The sequence below is a fragment of the Domibacillus iocasae genome (genome assembly GCF_001750285.1).
GTDB classification, from domain to species: Bacteria; Bacillota; Bacilli; order Bacillales; family Domibacillaceae; genus Domibacillus; species Domibacillus iocasae.
In genome coordinates, this window is sequence record NZ_MAMP01000026.1 from 25,986 (window position 1) to 42,905 (window position 16,920).

Genomic DNA, 16,920 nt, shown 5'->3' on the forward strand with positions numbered 1-16,920 from the left:
GTTAAATAATACATCTTCATTATACAACAAAGTTTTGTTAAAAACGAATACTTAGGGGGAAAGAGAGAGAAGAGCATAAGGAAAACGTGCTATCACTTTCAGTGTTAGACTAGGCAGAGCCTAGTGTTTTCGTGATATCACGAAATTTTAATTTTGTCACACGGTGTGACACTAAAAAAAGCCTGTTTGTCACACAGTGTGACACCTTAAAAAACACCTATTCAGTAAACTTCTTTTTTAAAATTGCAAATCACTTTTGCGCTGATTTAGTCGTTCGATTTTAGTTTTCAAAGATTTTATATCTATTTTTATCGTTTCATTTTCTGTATTATAGGATTCAATTTCTTTTTCCATCGAGTAAATTTGATTATTGGTTACGGTCTGTTCATCGACAGTCTGATAAATTAATTCTCCTTTCTGTTCATTAATTTCTTCATTGATTTTCTTCGCAATTAAATTATTTTCCTCGATTTCTTCTTGCCGATCTTTGATCTCTTTTTCCGTATTTTGAATCATTTCATCGGTGACTTTAACCGCATATTCTTCAACATCTTTTTCAGAAATCTCATTACGATCTACCACAGTTTGGTCAGCATAAATACTTGTAATGATCGCATCTTTTTCTCTCTTTTTTAATTCAGCTTCATCAAATACTTCTTCTTCAAAATTCATTTTGTCCTTCACTAATCGTAATGCCACCTGACCAAAATCCTTCGGTACTTTACTGATCTTTACAATATAAATATCATTCGATGAATAAACAATTTTAGTCGGCAGCTCGTCTTTCACATTCACTCTCGGCACTGCTTTAAAATCCAGATCAGACAGATAATTCGTCATGCCAGCAGTAATAAGCGTAACTTGCATTTCATTATCCTTTTCATCATATATCCATTCTTTAATCGTGAATTTACCTCTGCCATTCAAGTTAAATTCTTTATTGATTTCTGTACTTAAAACATCGACTTTATCAGCTAGGAACACTTTACTAGATAAGAAAAAAACGAATCCTAACATAAAAATCAATGTGACTGCTACGTAAACATTTGACCATTGGGTGGCCAACTTTTTTCGTTTGTTTTTTTTCATGGTAAAATGCCTCCTCCTTTGATGTAACTAACTGCATCAATACTTGATAATTCTCCTTTTATGCTATTAATTGGTTTGATACTTGATACTTTATATGTCCCACCATCATCAATAAAATTGAGCAAAATATAAGCTGAATCTTGTTCCTTGTATCCACTACTTAGAATCTCTAATTCATATTCATAAGACACAATCGCTTGTCTGTCTCCTTCACTTTCCACGAACACTTTAATGTTATCTGCACTCGTTTTTAAATCACTTCCTTTTTCATCTATTCCATCAGAAGGGAACAACGTTTTAGCCAGTTCATCGGTCATGTAATGATCTGTATTTTGCTTTGCCGTTGCAAAATTATCGGGAGTTACATTGTAGATATAATCAATAAAATGCTTTGCTGAATTTAATAAATCTTTCTGTTCACCAGATTTTTCAACTTCTTTTTCCGTTGCTGTTCCTTTCACTTCTCCTTCGGTTGTTTCAGTATTTTTGTTACTCGCTGCACTCTTGTTTTCCGTTTCTAAAGAAGAAATTTGATCGTTTAGCTTCACAATCTCCTGCTCTTTTTCTTCTAGTAACAGGTTCGTTTGTTTGTTCATTTCTTCTTTGGCCGAGGTCAATTTGTTGAAAGAAAAGAAATTGGCAGCAAATGAAATGACTAATACCATAATCAATGTAACGGATAAACCTTTCTTCATTTTTCCATCTCCTTTTATAATGTAAGATAGGAAGATCCATTATTGAACAACCCTTCTCACATGCCCTTTCCATTGTTTTGATCCACCCCAGTACGAATTGGATAAAAAATTAGAAATGGAAACTCCATTCGAACTTTGAGCCCCAATAAATTGATCGTTTCCAATATAAATGGCAACATGACCATCTACTTTATAGGTGTCCCAAAAGATTAAATCTCCTACTTGTATATCGCTTGCAGGCACTCTTTTTCCTAGATGTTTTAATGTTTCCGTAGTTGCTCCCATCGGTCCCAAATTCACACCAGCTTCCCTGTAAGCCCACCAAACAAATGAAGAACAATCAAATTCTTTTCTGGCTATCGACGATTCGCTTCTGCCACCACCCCAAAAGTACGGACGACCTAACGCTGTCTGTCCAGTCTCAATCGCTGTTTTTGCAGCACCCGAAGCATTTACTACTGTTCCACCACCGCCACCTACTGCTATTGCCGGTAAATACCTCAACACAGCGTCTACGTATTTTATATCTCCGTAACAGGCGTTGTGCTGAATTGCTTCCGGTCTATGACATTTATAAATGCCAGTATGAGCTAACTTCTGGTACATCATTTGAGAGAACGAGATAGCTAATTCATACGTGTAAGCTCCACCTCTTTGATTCACATATCCAATAAATCCCCCACCAAAGTTATAACTTTGAAGCGTCAATTTAATATCGTTATTTGCGCTTGCGAGGACACCTAAAAAGTGTTTAACACCATATTGGATACTTTCTGATGGATTTGTTATACAGCCGATATAACCGCATTTAGATTCACTCGCTTGCATCGGATCATTGCCCCGACCACCACTTTCTTGCATCATTAAGGCGAGTAACAAATTTGTATACTCGCCTTTGCCATACTTATTTAGTTCACTCTGAATTGCATCTTGGTGTTGTAAAACAGTTGCAGATACTTGAGCCGTCCCGTATCCAACTAGTGCGCCACCAGAACCAGACGATGTATTTTCAGAGTCATTTGCAATGATGTTTGTTATCACAGAAACAGTACCGGCAATCATGACGATTAATAGAAAAGCAGCCAACAAACCTGCTCCTATATACAACTTAGCTTTCAAGCTAAGTAAATCTAACTTAGCTTTGATCGCTTTTTTGACCGCTTGTTTGGCAAGCTCATTGGCTGCATTTTTGGGTGCAGCACTTTTATTTATCATTAAGCGCCACCACCAAACATTTTCATCTCATTGCTTGGAATTTCTACTTTAAAGGTAATGTTTTTCACACCCGAAATGGATAAAACTAAATGACCGGTTTCAAATCTTGGAATCGCCGCCAGCTCACTGTCTGTAATCTGTCCTTCGAAAATCATCTTTAAAATTGGAATCGTAATGCTGTCTTGTTGAGCAATAAATTTGTATTGCGTTAACTGGAATAGCTTCTTTATATTCTCTGCATTTTCATTATTTTGACCACTACCATAGTTCGGAACAAAGTCACTGATAGAATGTGATACAAAGAAAATGCCGCCAAAATATTTACGTGCTTCACGCATAAACCGTTCAATGTACTGTACAGCAGGTTTTGAAATATCTTTCGTATTAATAATGTTGTGCGCTTCATCTATGACGATCAAATACTTAATAGCTTCAGTGGCTTCTAACTCTCCACGATTAAACTTTCTAAATTGATAAGAACCGTTCACGATCATTCCATCCCAAAGCATATTCATGATGTTAAATAATTGAGCTTGGAATACTTCACCCTGCATGGATAGAAGTGAGCGTATCGGAAAGGATACAACTTGTTCTTCATCGAATGACTGAATGGATGAATGACCATTGAAAATTTGTCCATAAATATCAACGATACTTTGCACAGCCAGTTCAATACTGCTTAGAAGTAATACTGTATTACTAGCCAGGTTTTCATTAATCTTTTCATTGGAAATATCACTATAAAGCTCTTTACGAATCAATTCTAAAAAATTCGAGAAGGTAGGGTACTCGTTTGGCTCAAAGGAAGTAACGGCAATCTCTTTTTCCTTGTCTTCTGACCACAAACCTTTTTCAATATAAAGCTGTCTTAACAATGATGAATAAAGAGACTTTTCATCATCACCGGCAGTCGGCTTTAAAAAGTTATAAAAAACTTTCAGTTTAGACAAGTGCTGCATAAACGATAATTCTTCGTTTGTTGAGCCATCTTCCTTTACGGCTGTTTTATAAACGTGCAAAGGGTTAATGATTCCCTCACTGCCATCTAAGGCGATCTGCTTTCCACCAAGCGCTTCAACCAATCCGGAAAACTCACCGGTAACGTCTAAAATACGCACCTTGTTTCCTTTGATTGCTTGTTCAAGTACCGTCTTTTTCAAGAGTGTCGATTTACCAGAACCCATCTGTCCAACCATCAAAGCATTGTAGTGTTTTCTCTGTTTATCTTTATGAAAAAGATCAAGTACAATGGTTCCACCCGTATAAGTTGTTCCTAGAAAAGTACCCGTTGCATCATTCAAAGAAGTATAGTGAAAAGGATAACCACCGGCTAATGTTGAAGCCTGTATTTCCTTGCCTTTTCGCTTATTTGTGTACTTGGTTTGTGCCTTATAACTTTGGAACATTCCGTCCCATTCCCACTCCTGTTCATTTAGCAGCACAGCAGCCCGAAAGTTCATTGCTTCAAGTTCTTCGATAACCTTTTGTGTGTTCACTTCAAGTTCTTCAAGCGTTTTTCCCTTCACGTATAAACGTAGGTGTACATATTTTAAAATTTCACCAACAGTTAGGTTTTCATACAGCTCACTCAGCTCTGAATACTGTTTACGAGCGTCAATTCTTTCGATGTTGTCTTTTGCATTTTCAAAACGAATATTTTGCTCGGCCAAAGCCTTGTTGATCTGGTCCACCACTTCACGCTTATTCGCATTTGAAATATCAACCGTACACAAAACATTCGGCATGTTGATGATCGGTTCCAGCCAGTAATCATTTACGATATTCTGGTATTTATAAACGTGCAGTGAAGTCATATAACCATCACCTAATCTTATAAAGTTAGGTGCAAACTTAACTCCGCCATTAGGTTGAATGGATGAAACAACCATTGGATTATAGCCTTTTTCCCTTTTTACTTCTTCATCGGTTAGCCCTTTACCAAACATATCTTTTAACTTTTCGATCATGTTCATCTGCTATCTTCCCTTCTAGTTTTATTCAGTCTCACTCAATGGCTTGGTATTTGGGTTAAACATCTGGAACAGGATATTGATTTTCTTTTCAATTGAAAGCTCCGTCACCGGATTACTACGAACCAGTAAGTTTTTGATGTGGTGCAGTTTTTCTAGTAACTTCTTTTCTTCTTCTGAATACATGAAGATAAAATATTCCCGATTAGTCCGGTGCTTTTCCAAGTTATCAAATTCTCTTAATCGGCTCTCTAAGAATGACCGATAAGCGATATTTTTGTTTTGTCTTAAACGCTTATGAATGAAGCGTTTCTGTTTTTCTAAATTCAAAGGGATATTTAAAGGAACAATCTTAATGTCTTCCATATAGGTGGTTAAAAATGTTGATAAATTTTGAATATCGTTGCTTAAATCTGCGTCATTTAATGAGTAAATATCTTTACTTTCAATTTGGATAATCTCCATATACTCACCGGAACGCATTTCAAAGAAATCATTATTGGTTACATCTACGATTGGGCTAATTTGCGCAAAAGATGACTTTACAGCAGCCTTTTTCTCTTTTCGTTCTTTTTCAAGAATGAGGTTTGATTCATCCAATACAGCAGCCCCAGGCATGATGTGCTTATTCTTCTTTAGCTTAATTTCATCAATTAATATCACGTTCATCACTCGCTTTCACTGTAATCTATTGAACTGTACGTGTCTTTTTTTCGGACGATAGAAAAATACATAGCTTGATACATTCTCTTTTTAGGGTTCGTTTTCGGTCTGATAATCATAAACACACCAAAAGCAATCAAAAACAACGTGTACAGCATGTGAAAATCGCTATGCACTAAAGGAATCGTGATGTAGCGAATCAAGATCAAAGACATTATTAGAAATAAGTCGAAAAGGTAAATGCTTCTTGAAATTTTAAGCTCGCTTGCTACTTCATTCGGTATACGGTACGTTCGCATTTTCCCACTCCTTTTAAAAAGAAAAAGCAGCGTTGAAATGTTACCAACGCTACTTTCTCAAATTACTTTTTAGTTTGATTTTTCATTCGGTTGAACCGATCTTTCTTGCTCTTTCGATTAATCACATGCTGTCTGTCCTGTCCTTCACTTTCAACAACCTTTTCTTCACTAGAGATTTTTGGAAAACCGGCAGGAGCTACGGCTACGGCTGCACCGCCACCCGATTCAGCATTTTCTACCCGATGTACACTTTGACTTCCCGTTACAGTACGGTTATTTTCTTCAACTTTCACTTCTTCATTGACTTGATTCACATTCTCTTGTTGAACCGTTGTTTGGCTTGTGGAAGCACTCGTAGACGATTCTGATACCACTCGTTCTTGATTAAAGACTTTTGGTGTGCCAGTGCTGCTTGGCATACTGCCAGTTGATTCTGAACCACCTTGACCACTTGTAGTTGATTGACCACTTGTGGTCACTGTTTGAGTACCATTTTGAACATCGGTTATATTGACCGGCTGTTCTATATTGCTTTGTCTCTGCACATCATTTTGACCAATTTGAACAGTTGAGCCTTCTGTTTTATTTGGTTGAGCCTGTTGCTCTAAAGATTGGTCTGGTGCTGTTGCTTGTTGTATGCTGCCACCTTGACTACTTGTAGTCGCTGTTTGAGTGCCATTTTGCATATCCGTTATATTGACTGGCTGTTCTGTCAGCCCTTGTCGGCTTATACTGATTCCATTGCCTTGATTTGCGTTGTCACCGTTCATTTGCTGTTCTAAATCCGGTGTTGCTCCATCCAATGCGCCTGTTCCTTTTAGGGTAGCTTGACCACCAGTTGATTTTTGTTGAATATCTTGGTTCTGCTTCACTTCCTGCTCTCGTTCAGATGTAGTTTCGAGTGATTGACTTCCACCATTTCCACCGATTGCGCCTTCTAAATCGGAATTTGCACTATCGCCTTTTGTTTCACCCGATTTTGAAACAGAAGCTTTTCCTTTTTCATCACCATTTGCTTCAATATCACTCTTATCTATCTGTTCCGATTCTCCTTTATCAGATCCATCTAGGCTTGGTTTTAAAGGACTTTCTTTTCCTTTTCCTTTACCTTTTTCATCGAATGGCGATTTTGCTTCTGCATTTTGTAAAGGAGACTGATTTTGATTTTTCACATCACCATTATCAGAACTTGAACCTTCCGAATCGCCCTTACCATTGCCCTTGTCATTTCCATTATCTTTACTCGTCAACTTACCAACCCCATTGGCAAAGTTGGTAGCCATCTTTCCAGCTGCATATGTACCAGCAAGTAAGCTCCATCCACCTTTAAGACCAGCATCTATGCCAAATAGTCTTTCAACGATATTCGGACCATCCAGTAAAGCTACACTAAAGCCAATCAGAGCAATAAGGTAAACCAGCCCATCGAAGCTGTCGGCCAAGTAAGCTGTGCCGATAATATATAGCTTCATCGACATAAAGATTAAAACAATTACTAGAAATGTGTTAAGGATAGACTGTATTATTTTTTTCGTTTTCTGACCATCATGTAAATCAGCCGGTGCAACAATCATGACTAAAATGTGATTAAACACCAACTCAAAAGCCAAACGAGATAATTTATAAGCGATAGAGAATAGGGTAAATGCCATAACTAACATGGTCATTATAATAGTAAACCAATCAAGTGAATAACGGTAATAATACTCGTTGTTCCAATCAGCTAATCCGCCCTGGTCAAAATCTTTTGGTTCTGCTTCCTCACCATTCCATGATAAATACTTTTTTGCAACATCTTCATTTTTAAGTTCTAATTCCTCAGCATCAAATCTTTCAGTAATTTTGAGTTTGCTAACCATATCCACTGGAATAGAATTTTCCTGTTCAACATCTGCCCAGTCTGTTTGGTCAAACTGGTATAAATCACTTATATTCTCAGCTAAAATATTTTCGGAAACCGTACCTTCTTCTGAACCAAATAAAGCACCACTATTAACGGTCTGTACAGCTTCATCAGTAAAACCATTCACCCTATCCATCCCACTAGATAGAAGTGTGACTATCGCTAATGCTATGACAAAATTTATCGCTACTGTCTCAGCCTGTAATTTTCGTTGGAAGATCAGCAAGTATCCCGTATATAAAAGGCTAAATGCCAGTAAGACATAGAACAACGGTCTAAAACTATTTACAAATTCGACCACTGATTCATTTTGAAAAAATTCTTTTACGAGCAGCATTTCATTCGCTACATTCTCTAAGGCATCAAGAAACCAAGCGATACCGGAAACAAATATCCATGCAATTATCCGAAAAGGGTCATAAAAAATACCCGCAGTATGCAGGTATTCGCTGAATTTATGCAGTATTTCAATAACCTGTTCATCGTTCATTTGCTTCACACCTCAATTACTTTTGATGAACTTCAATAAATTCCTGTATTCGTAAGGATAGTTCCGTTCCTTCGTCATAAGAGGTTAATCTTAAAGGGTCTGAAACCTTTCCATCTTCAATATAATACAGATGATTTTTTTTATCTAAATCATCGAAATCGTATACTGGCGTGTCTACAATCTCGCCTTCTTCTCCGTCTGGCTGGAAAGTAACGTAATAATTAACCTTTACTTTTTTTTCTTCTAGGGCATCTTCCAAATATGGTATGAAATCTTCATCTTTATTGGAAACAGCTAAGAAAAAGCCGTTTTCTTCACCTTCAACAAGTTTTTGAACTGTTTCATTATCGACTTGTTTAAGCCCTGTTTCGTTACTTCCACAAGCTGCTAAAGCTATTATTAGAAAAAGAGCAAAGATCATTTTTTTCATTTTTTAACCTCCGGTCGGAATTAAGTGAGCAATTTCGCAATCAAATTGTGTGTCGCAAGGATCGACGAGGGTTATTGTTTTCTGCATATTGGTCTTTTGATCGACCTCATTGTAAATGGTAACATAACCATCTAATAGAAGAATGGTCAAGACCTCTCCTTTTTCTAGCAAGTCTTTATTATCATTTATAAATTGATGTAATGGATTCGTCATTAGTTGCCACCCTTTCTTAATTCAGTGTCTACGAATTGTTGGAGCTTCAAGAAATTCTTTTCCGATAAGTCGTTTTGATGTGCAAGTAGCAAGTCCTTTACAGCCCATAAATCTAAGGATATAAAGTTTTGACCAAACATTTCGTCAAACTGTTTGTCACCGATCAGATTACGGAACATCACTTCATTTAATGTGTTTTGAGCTTTTATCTCACTTGGTTCATCCTCTACCGGAACATCTTCATTTGATTCTTCAAACATTGGAAAATACTCATTTGATTCTTTTTCTACCAGCAAATCTTCTTTCGATTCTTTGAACATTGGGAAATCCTCACTTGGTTCCTCTCGATCAAGAACCGTTTTTGGTTTTGGCGGCTTGCTATCGAATGACGATTCAACCTCTCCATTTGAAAAGACTAATTCTCTTACTTTCGGTTTAGCTTTTTCTGTTTCAATTACTTTATTTTCAATAACTTCTTTCTCAACAACCTCGTTTATTACTCCATGGTCTTCTTCATGATTCTCTGCATTTACGGGCTGTTCATCAAATGAAACTCTTATTTCGTCCAAATCCAAAGCAACATGTGTACATGGAATATCAATATCATTAATTGATTTTGCCGTATCGTAATAATCCGATAGATATTCCCATCTGTATTTCATGGCTGTTTGGCCAGTGTTGAAAATAGGGAATTGCTGTATTCTATTTCTGCTTGTGTCTTGTCGCTTAATCGTCCGAATAACCACCATTTCTCCTTCGCGCAGCCTCATAAGCTCGTCAGCATTTTTGAGTGGTCTTGCATCCACATTTTCTGTTTTCGATTTTTTCAAAGAAATGGCCTCACCAGATCGTGATTTTGTAACGATGGTTTTATCACCGATTTTTTTAGAGATCATTTCTGCAGTCGAGTGATCGTCCGTCAAAATATAAAATGTATTGTTCGTATTCCCATCAATTGTTTTCCAATCGTCACCATACAGTTTTTCTATTTGAGAGTACGCTTGAACGACTAAATTAAACCGGATGTTACGACCTAGACAGACTGTTAAGATACTTGCTAAATCGTCAATTGCAGGCATGTTACCAAATTCGTCTAACAAGAAAATTACTTCTCTAAAGCATTTTCCAGAATTAACATTAGAAGCTGTTCTTGCCAAAGTCGTATAGACTTGTTTGACATACAATGAAGCAATCACGTTAAAAGTTGCATCATAGTCAGGTACGATCATGAATAGCGCTATCGGTTTTTCAAACTGCATAACCGAATTTAATTTTGTTTTCTCATTATCAGCGACTACATGTAGTCTTCCACTTTCCTTATCCCAATCGCTAACTGTAAAGTCAGTGACAGTATTTTCGAATGAAATTTTGATTTTCTCACCTATATCTACATGATGATTATGATATAAGTTAAATCCACCGTTTGAATCGGTCATGATTGTTTCTTTCTTTCCGTTCTCAAATTCAATTGTTAATCTAGTGAGTGGTTGTGATTTTCCTCTTAACCAATGATTAAAGCCGAATTTCGTCATATCTAAGGTATTATCAGAAGTCAGTTTTGCTGTCCCATCAAGGGTAAATACACCAAGTTTTGCATTTGTATTAGCCAGGATACTTGCTCTTGTTTGACCACCAGAAAAGTTAATCGTAGCGTATTGCATTTTTGCAGGATGATTCTCTGGAAACTGGTTAAAAAAGTTGTCTAAGGCGCTGATCTCATTTCCATCTTCATCTTTAACATTTTTTGTTGCTAAATCCGACATCATCAAAGCGACATTGTACATATTAATTTTTTCGGGTGCATTTCTGCAATGCTCACACAGCCCAAGAATTAAAGCCGTACACAAATCAATGCTAGAGTTTTGCCAAAATTTATCCTTTGCCGTTGCATCGTTATACAGCATGAAAGCGACTGAACGAGCGTATTGTTGAGCCAAAGAATAGTTCTCAGCAAAAAATTCTTCTTTTGTTAACTGCAAAAGGTTATAACTCATAGATTGCAATGGATTCATTAAATTTAGAACTTCCACATGGTAACCGAAATCTTCAAGCGTTTTTTTAGAAGCAGCATACAGTTCACCTTTTGGGTCATTAAAGATCATGGACGGTTGCTTTTCGGCACGAGTATAAATATCAATTGTCGGGAAGATAAATGTCTCACCTTTACCAGAGCGAGTTGTACCAATGATTAGATTGTTTACAGCCGAATCATCAATAAAAATTTTATCTTTATTCCTTGAAACCGGTACGCCACCACCACCAGAATAACGTTCAGCAATTTCCGGAATTGCTTTATATTGTTCTTTTATCTCTTTTAAAGTAGTAAATCGACTGCTTCCTTTTTGATCTTTGCCGATCTTACCGAAGTTTGTAATGAACTTATACGTTACAAATGAGCTTGCAGCTGCACTGAATAAACCGACCAGGCCAAGTATTATTAAATTGCCGATCAATATACTAAAGCCTGTTATCATTCCACTATCGAAGCTCAACTCTTTCGGCTTAAAGAAGGTTCCAGATACAAAGTAGCTGTCATAAAACCCATAGAATAGGTTCACGACTGTATTTAGAGCTAATAAGGTAAAGACAAACGTTATTAGAAAAACTGTCACCGGCAAAGCTAATTTTTTCGAATGTCTTTTCCATGCTTTTTCATTTTCCATCATCACATCCCCTTACAATTTCTTTATTTGGTTTCGCTTATCTTCAATTTCTTTTCTTAATTTCTGGGCTTCACTCTTATTTTCTTCACGTACTAACAGATCATGACGATCTTTTAGTGTTTTGATCTCAGCTGTGATAATTTCATACTGAATAATTTTTTCACTTAATTCTTCATTTGAATTATTGTTTAGCTCTACCTTAGCTTCATCCACCCGACCAAGCTTAAGCAATGCGTGTGTTTTCATTTCAGAGCGTTTCACCGACATATTAATGTTTTTGAGGTTTAGCATTAATTCATAATCACCTTGTAAATAGGCTAGATCAAACCGAGCTTCATTCGTTGGGTACATTTCGTGAAAGGCTTTTATTTTTTCTGTTTTTTCTTTGCTTGGCAATTTCGATGTTAAAATAAGTGATTCTGCTTTAACTGGATCTCCGTCTAACAATTTAACTGCTTTTTCAAATTCATTTTTGGATACATATTTATCAACTAATATTTGCTGTTGTTGTTCCGTTAGTTCACTTGAATCTTCAAGAGCATGAACCATTTTTGAATCGTCACCCAGAATAGCTTCCCCATACGTTTCTGCTAAAGCAGCGGTTTCCTTTAACTGATTGCGCCCATCATCTAAGGCTCTTTCATAGCTTGTTTGTTGAGTAAAAAACAAAAAGCCTGTCATTAAAAAACCGGCAAGTGATACACCACCAACTGCATAAGCCGTTTTACGCTGCCAAGATTTCAATTTAGATACTCTCGATTTATCTAGATTAATCAGTGTTTTATCGACCATTTCAGCCTGTTTGTATTCATCTGGTGTTAGCAATTCAATCTGTTCAAGTAAATAAATTTTATCGGCTTGATCTTTCTTATCGACCTTAATGTGTTTAACCATATCTTTTATTTTGTGATAGATGTTGGGATAATCATAAGAACCAAAATTGAATACCCCTCTATAAAAGACTTTTTTATCTTCGCCAATTACTTGGAAATCACCGGTCAAAGTCTTTTTTTCATCCCTGCAAATCTGCTCTACTTCTTGGCTTACCTTCACAGCATCTGCAAATGGCATTTTTTCGAAATTATTAATGAGAGAACTTGATACATTATAAAAAATCACTTGCATATAAAAGTCTCCTTCCTTTTCATAGAAAAAAGCCACCTAATGAATAAGTGGCTTTTTAAAGTTTATTTGATTGATTAGAACGTAATATTGGTACTTACGCTATTCGCAAGACTTAAAGCACCAAGAATAATTACGAGACCGACTGCCCCGCCAACAAACCACTTAATAGCCTTGCCCCGCCCCTGGTCCCCTCCAAACATTAGGTAGTAACCACCGATACAAAATGCAATTGCAGCACCAACGATAGCAGGCATTTGTAACCATTCAAGTATGGCAGTAGCCGAAGCGATTAAACTTTCCATTTATGAACACCCCCACTTAGTTATTTACTTTTGCAAATGAATCAGAGCCTTTATTATTAGAAGAAACTTCAATCTCTGTTTCCTCAGAGTCCGTATTATCAGAAGAATTATCTTCATCAACAGAAGTATTGCTTGGATTATCAACGTTTGTACCCAATGCCATTTCCAACGCTTGCATGACTACATCTTGATTATCTTGTATAACTTCTTGGTGTTTTGAATCTAGCCATTCATCATAATTCAAACCCTTAACACGCAATAATTTTTCAGCAAATTGTTTTCGGTTTTTCTGTTCTTTAGTAGCCAAGTGTTCACCTACTTTCTGTTTGAAAATCCTTCGCTTAATGAAAAGTGCGTCATGCAACACACTCAATAAAGACAGTTTAAATGGCGAATTTTTAGCTGTTCATTCGCAAACTCTATGAAGCAATATAGCTTCAATGCACAAGGTTTTAAGATAACCAAGAACTATTTTATAGCCTTTTTTCTAGCAACAAGTTTTAGGAGAATCTTGTCGAACCATATCGTTTTGTATATCCAGCTACTCGGCTATTAAGCACTAGACACAACGATATTCAATTGTCATAGAGTTTTTAAACTGTCTTTATTGAGTATGTTGCAGCACGATTTAACAAAGTTTTGTTAAAAGTGTTCATTACTTTGCTTTCAATTTTTTACCTTTGATCTTTTGCAATTCATCATTTACATTTTTCCTCTTGGCTACCACACAGTTGTTAGTTACAACGGTACGAGTACGATAGTACAATTCAGAAACATGCTCAACTTCACCCGATGATTGTTCTATCCCCATAAAACCTTTCAATTTATATGTCTTACCTTCGAACGTCTTGACGGAATCGCAAGTCGGTAACTCATATAAACTTAGACTTTCCATTATAAGACCATCACCTTTCTTAATTTCTAATTTATCGAAAGGAATTTCTTGCAGAGATTTCATACCGAAACAGGCGGCTATTTTGTATAGATCAACGATTGAGGGAATCGACTTGTTGTTTTCCCAAAGACTTATTGTACCTTGTGATAAGCCTATTCCGTCTGAAACAGATGCTTGTGTCAGGTCTCGTTTCTCACGTTCTTGTTTAATCCAATTCCCTAGCTCCAAATATAACCCCCCTTTCAGTAAGTTGAAGGAATATTTTGAATGATATTAAAATTTCTAATATTTATTGGTTATCCTAATATTAAACAAAACTCTGTTAAAAGTCAACAAAGTTCTGTTAAATTATTCTGTAAAAGGCTTTATATCAACCTTTCATGAGATTGTGAAATTATTACATTAAAATTTAATGATATTGTAGAGATAGGATTTTTTAATAATTTTATTAAGATATTAAATAATGAATTTATCTTGAAATAAAAATAAATTATGGTTGTGCAGCTTTATAATTTATAATAGAGAGAAATAGAGAGAATTGTACATGATATACAAAAGGATAAAGGATGGTAATAATATGCGGATTCACAATGCTTTAGCAGAAAGAATGAAGGAACTTGCAGATGAAAGAAATAAAACTGTAACGGAGATCGGTAAGGCTGGGGGTTTAAGACAATCAACAGTGTCTGAAATCATGCAAGGAAGATCACAGCATCCTAAGATAAATACAATTCAACAATATTGTAATGGCTGCGGGATTAGTTTGGCCGAGTTCTTCGATAGTGAGTTATTTAGAATTGCAGAGCTACCAGAGAAGGAAAAAAAATAAAACAACCTTCTGTTTTAACTGCTTAGAAGATTGTTTGTTGAGTAATAAATATTTTATATCTAATCGTTAGAGATTGGGAATTAGAAGTGCAGCTAGAATTAATAGAAATATACCGATTGTAATAGTCCATGATCTCAAAAAATTCGATTTCCATATAACACCCAGGATAAAAATCATAAGAATCCCCGTCAAAAAATATGAGGGATTAATGAAAAACAGCGTAACCATCACAATGGCAACAATCAAATTCAAGACAGGATTTTTATAGTTTATCGGCATTCTAAATCCACTCCTTTATTTAATAAAAATAGACGAGCTTGCCTTTTTTATTATTTTACACTTTTCACATAGTCTTGAATCATTGCCGACAATAAGTGTTTAGCGGGAATATAGCTTTTTTTGCATATTTCATTATAAAATCATTTACCTCATTCGGTACTCGTGCAGATTATGAGTTTTAATAAGACTTCTATGTCTCTCATACTTATTATATAACTCTACAGTAAATTTCTTCGATTGAGTATATTTTAATACATCATTCAATACTTCTATAAATATTTTATCCATCCTATATGATAACCTTTTAAGTGTTGTGTGATCTTCTGGGAAGATACGTCTTGATGACATATCTTCCTCAGTAGACAAAACAAACAGGTGTTTTTGATTTCTTAGAAGATTATAAGGATAAAGTATTGTTAACATTGAAAAAATTAAAATTGCATCATGAAATTCACGTTTCAGTCTGTTGTGATTGATTAATAAAAAAAGGCTTCTAGATTAAAAACAATGACCTTCATCTCGGATTTTTAAGTTTAGAACATTTTTATACTAAAATAAATAGTTAAATAGACATATTTACCAAAATTGGCATTATTTTTTCGACAGATTATTATATAATATAATCTGAATTTACATAAATTATATTTCTGGAAGGAGTATTCATGAATACAGTAGTAATAGTAAAGAATGCTATGTTGAGATTTGTAGAAGTTACGGAGCGTACAGTAGATTATTCAATAATCGAACGCGAATCAAAGCAGCATACAAAATCTACTTACCTAGGTAAAGGAATCTTTGCTATAACGTCTAATCATGGCAAAAACCAACCAGTATATCGTTTGAAATTGGAAAATTGTTCTAAAAGAATTGTGGGAAATTTTATGCTGGCTAATGGTAAGGGCGACCAGTGTACATCCTTAACCGAAGAACAAGAAGATTTCATTATCCAAAATTGTGAAGTCACACAGGAAACCAATTATTACAATGTAGTTTAAAGTTAATGTACATAATAGACCAGACCCTTTTAAAATTAGTTGAATTCTTAACCTATGTGACAACTCTCGCGTAGCTTTGCGATCAGATTTCCTTGTTAAGAAATTAAGTTTAAGAAAGATAACACATTTCTTGAGATTAAATTGCATCCTGTATTCCAATGTTTTTGAGATAATTTTTAAGGTATGTGTATGAGAAAGAAATTTAACCTAACTGTCTCTGAAGGTATGTGACAAGTTTCAAAAAGGTTTTCAAGTATGTTTTTACTTATGTGTTAAGTTTGGTGGATGAAGGCGAAGATCTTTTTATTAGAAATCACAAATAAATGAATACCACATAAATGCTATTATGTTGTATTGAGAACGCCTCGGACCTTTAAAGCCTGGGGCGTTCTTTCAGTTCGAAGGAAAGCACGAGGGAATTTTTATCATACGTCTTCTTGAACTAACGGGTAGGTTAGTGATAAAATTATATGTTATTTGGTAATATTTTACGGAACGACAACTTATTTTAAGAGGAGAAAAAATGCCTACGATACTGATAGTAATACAGCAATTCGCTTTGATTCTTATCCCCTTCTTTTGTGCTGGCTTTGTTTTGAATTGTGTAAGTTTAGCCAGAAAAATAAAGAAAGGAGAAGAAGATACCGCAAGAAATACAATTTGGGTGATAGTAACTCTGACACTCATTATGTATTCATTAATGAGTTTTCTGGTCTATTAACCCAACTTAACGGGGGCGTTCGTATTATAAGGTCAACCAGTTATTACTGGTTGCCCTTTTTTGTATAGGACCTATTATATCAGTAGCCAGGGTAGGACGTACGGGTGCGTCGGACTTGGATCCCGTCAACTAAACTGTCCGCCC

Annotated in this window: 16 protein-coding genes; 2 read left to right on the top strand and 14 right to left on the bottom strand. The window is 35.7% G+C overall.

Annotated features, from left to right (window positions below; genetic code table 11):
* Positions 1 to 237: 237 nt before the first annotated feature.
* The 14 genes from BA724_RS17615 to BA724_RS18185 all read right to left on the bottom strand — a co-directional run bounded on the left by BA724_RS17615 (position 238) and on the right by BA724_RS18185 (position 14,180).
* Positions 238 to 1,089 carry a hypothetical protein gene (locus tag BA724_RS17615; RefSeq protein ID WP_069939979.1) on the bottom strand — a complete coding sequence of 284 codons (852 nt, stop codon included), beginning with the start codon at positions 1,087 to 1,089 and terminating at the stop codon, positions 238 to 240.
* On the bottom strand, positions 1,086 to 1,784 hold the full coding sequence (locus BA724_RS17620; RefSeq protein ID WP_069939980.1) for a hypothetical protein: 699 nt from the start codon (positions 1,782 to 1,784) through the stop codon (positions 1,086 to 1,088). The genes BA724_RS17615 and BA724_RS17620 overlap by 4 nt, the downstream gene beginning before the upstream one ends.
* Positions 1,785 to 1,823: 39 nt before the next feature.
* A complete protein-coding gene (locus BA724_RS17625; protein WP_069939981.1) occupies positions 1,824 to 2,999 on the bottom strand; it encodes a bifunctional lytic transglycosylase/C40 family peptidase in 1,176 nt (391 codons plus the stop codon).
* The gene (locus BA724_RS17630) at positions 2,999 to 4,972 is read right to left on the bottom strand and encodes a VirB4 family type IV secretion system protein (RefSeq protein ID WP_245676262.1); all 1,974 of its coding nucleotides are present in this window, start codon (positions 4,970 to 4,972) and stop codon (positions 2,999 to 3,001) included. The genes BA724_RS17625 and BA724_RS17630 overlap by 1 nt, the downstream gene beginning before the upstream one ends.
* 21 nt (positions 4,973 to 4,993) lie before the next feature.
* Positions 4,994 to 5,632, bottom strand: coding sequence for a hypothetical protein (locus BA724_RS17635; RefSeq protein ID WP_141719979.1), 639 nt, complete (start codon positions 5,630 to 5,632; stop codon positions 4,994 to 4,996).
* Between the two features lie 5 nt (positions 5,633 to 5,637).
* A complete protein-coding gene (locus tag BA724_RS19275) occupies positions 5,638 to 5,931 on the bottom strand; it encodes a DUF5592 family protein (RefSeq protein WP_069939983.1) in 294 nt (97 codons plus the stop codon).
* A 62-nt stretch (positions 5,932 to 5,993) separates the two neighbouring features.
* The gene (locus BA724_RS17645; RefSeq protein ID WP_069939984.1) at positions 5,994 to 8,324 is read right to left on the bottom strand and encodes a pLS20_p028 family conjugation system transmembrane protein; all 2,331 of its coding nucleotides are present in this window, start codon (positions 8,322 to 8,324) and stop codon (positions 5,994 to 5,996) included.
* Positions 8,325 to 8,340: 16 nt separating this feature from the next.
* On the bottom strand, positions 8,341 to 8,754 hold the full coding sequence (locus BA724_RS17650; protein ID WP_069939985.1) for a membrane lipoprotein lipid attachment site-containing protein: 414 nt from the start codon (positions 8,752 to 8,754) through the stop codon (positions 8,341 to 8,343).
* Positions 8,755 to 8,757: 3 nt separating this feature from the next.
* A complete protein-coding gene (locus BA724_RS17655) occupies positions 8,758 to 8,967 on the bottom strand; it encodes a hypothetical protein (protein WP_069939986.1) in 210 nt (69 codons plus the stop codon).
* Positions 8,967 to 11,630 (bottom strand): VirD4-like conjugal transfer protein, CD1115 family, encoded by a 2,664-nt coding sequence (locus tag BA724_RS17660; protein WP_069939987.1) that lies wholly within the window; start codon positions 11,628 to 11,630, stop codon positions 8,967 to 8,969. The genes BA724_RS17655 and BA724_RS17660 overlap by 1 nt, the downstream gene beginning before the upstream one ends.
* 12 nt (positions 11,631 to 11,642) lie before the next feature.
* Positions 11,643 to 12,755, bottom strand: coding sequence for a hypothetical protein (locus BA724_RS17665; RefSeq protein ID WP_069939988.1), 1,113 nt, complete (start codon positions 12,753 to 12,755; stop codon positions 11,643 to 11,645).
* Between the two features lie 74 nt (positions 12,756 to 12,829).
* Positions 12,830 to 13,057, bottom strand: a complete 228-nt coding sequence (locus BA724_RS17670) for a hypothetical protein (protein WP_069939989.1) — start codon at positions 13,055 to 13,057, stop codon at positions 12,830 to 12,832.
* 16 nt (positions 13,058 to 13,073) lie between these two features.
* Positions 13,074 to 13,364 (bottom strand): hypothetical protein, encoded by a 291-nt coding sequence (locus BA724_RS17675; protein WP_069939990.1) that lies wholly within the window; start codon positions 13,362 to 13,364, stop codon positions 13,074 to 13,076.
* 348 nt (positions 13,365 to 13,712) lie between these two features.
* Positions 13,713 to 14,180 carry a helix-turn-helix transcriptional regulator gene (locus tag BA724_RS18185; protein ID WP_141719980.1) on the bottom strand — a complete coding sequence of 156 codons (468 nt, stop codon included), beginning with the start codon at positions 14,178 to 14,180 and terminating at the stop codon, positions 13,713 to 13,715.
* A 349-nt stretch (positions 14,181 to 14,529) separates the two neighbouring features.
* Between BA724_RS18185 and BA724_RS17685 the strand changes: the two genes are divergently transcribed.
* Together BA724_RS17685 and BA724_RS17695 are read left to right on the top strand one after the other, a co-directional pair.
* Positions 14,530 to 14,781, top strand: coding sequence for a helix-turn-helix domain-containing protein (locus BA724_RS17685; RefSeq protein ID WP_069939996.1), 252 nt, complete (start codon positions 14,530 to 14,532; stop codon positions 14,779 to 14,781).
* A 941-nt stretch (positions 14,782 to 15,722) separates the two neighbouring features.
* Positions 15,723 to 16,055 carry a hypothetical protein gene (locus BA724_RS17695; RefSeq protein WP_069939992.1) on the top strand — a complete coding sequence of 111 codons (333 nt, stop codon included), beginning with the start codon at positions 15,723 to 15,725 and terminating at the stop codon, positions 16,053 to 16,055.
* Positions 16,056 to 16,920 lie beyond the last annotated feature (865 nt).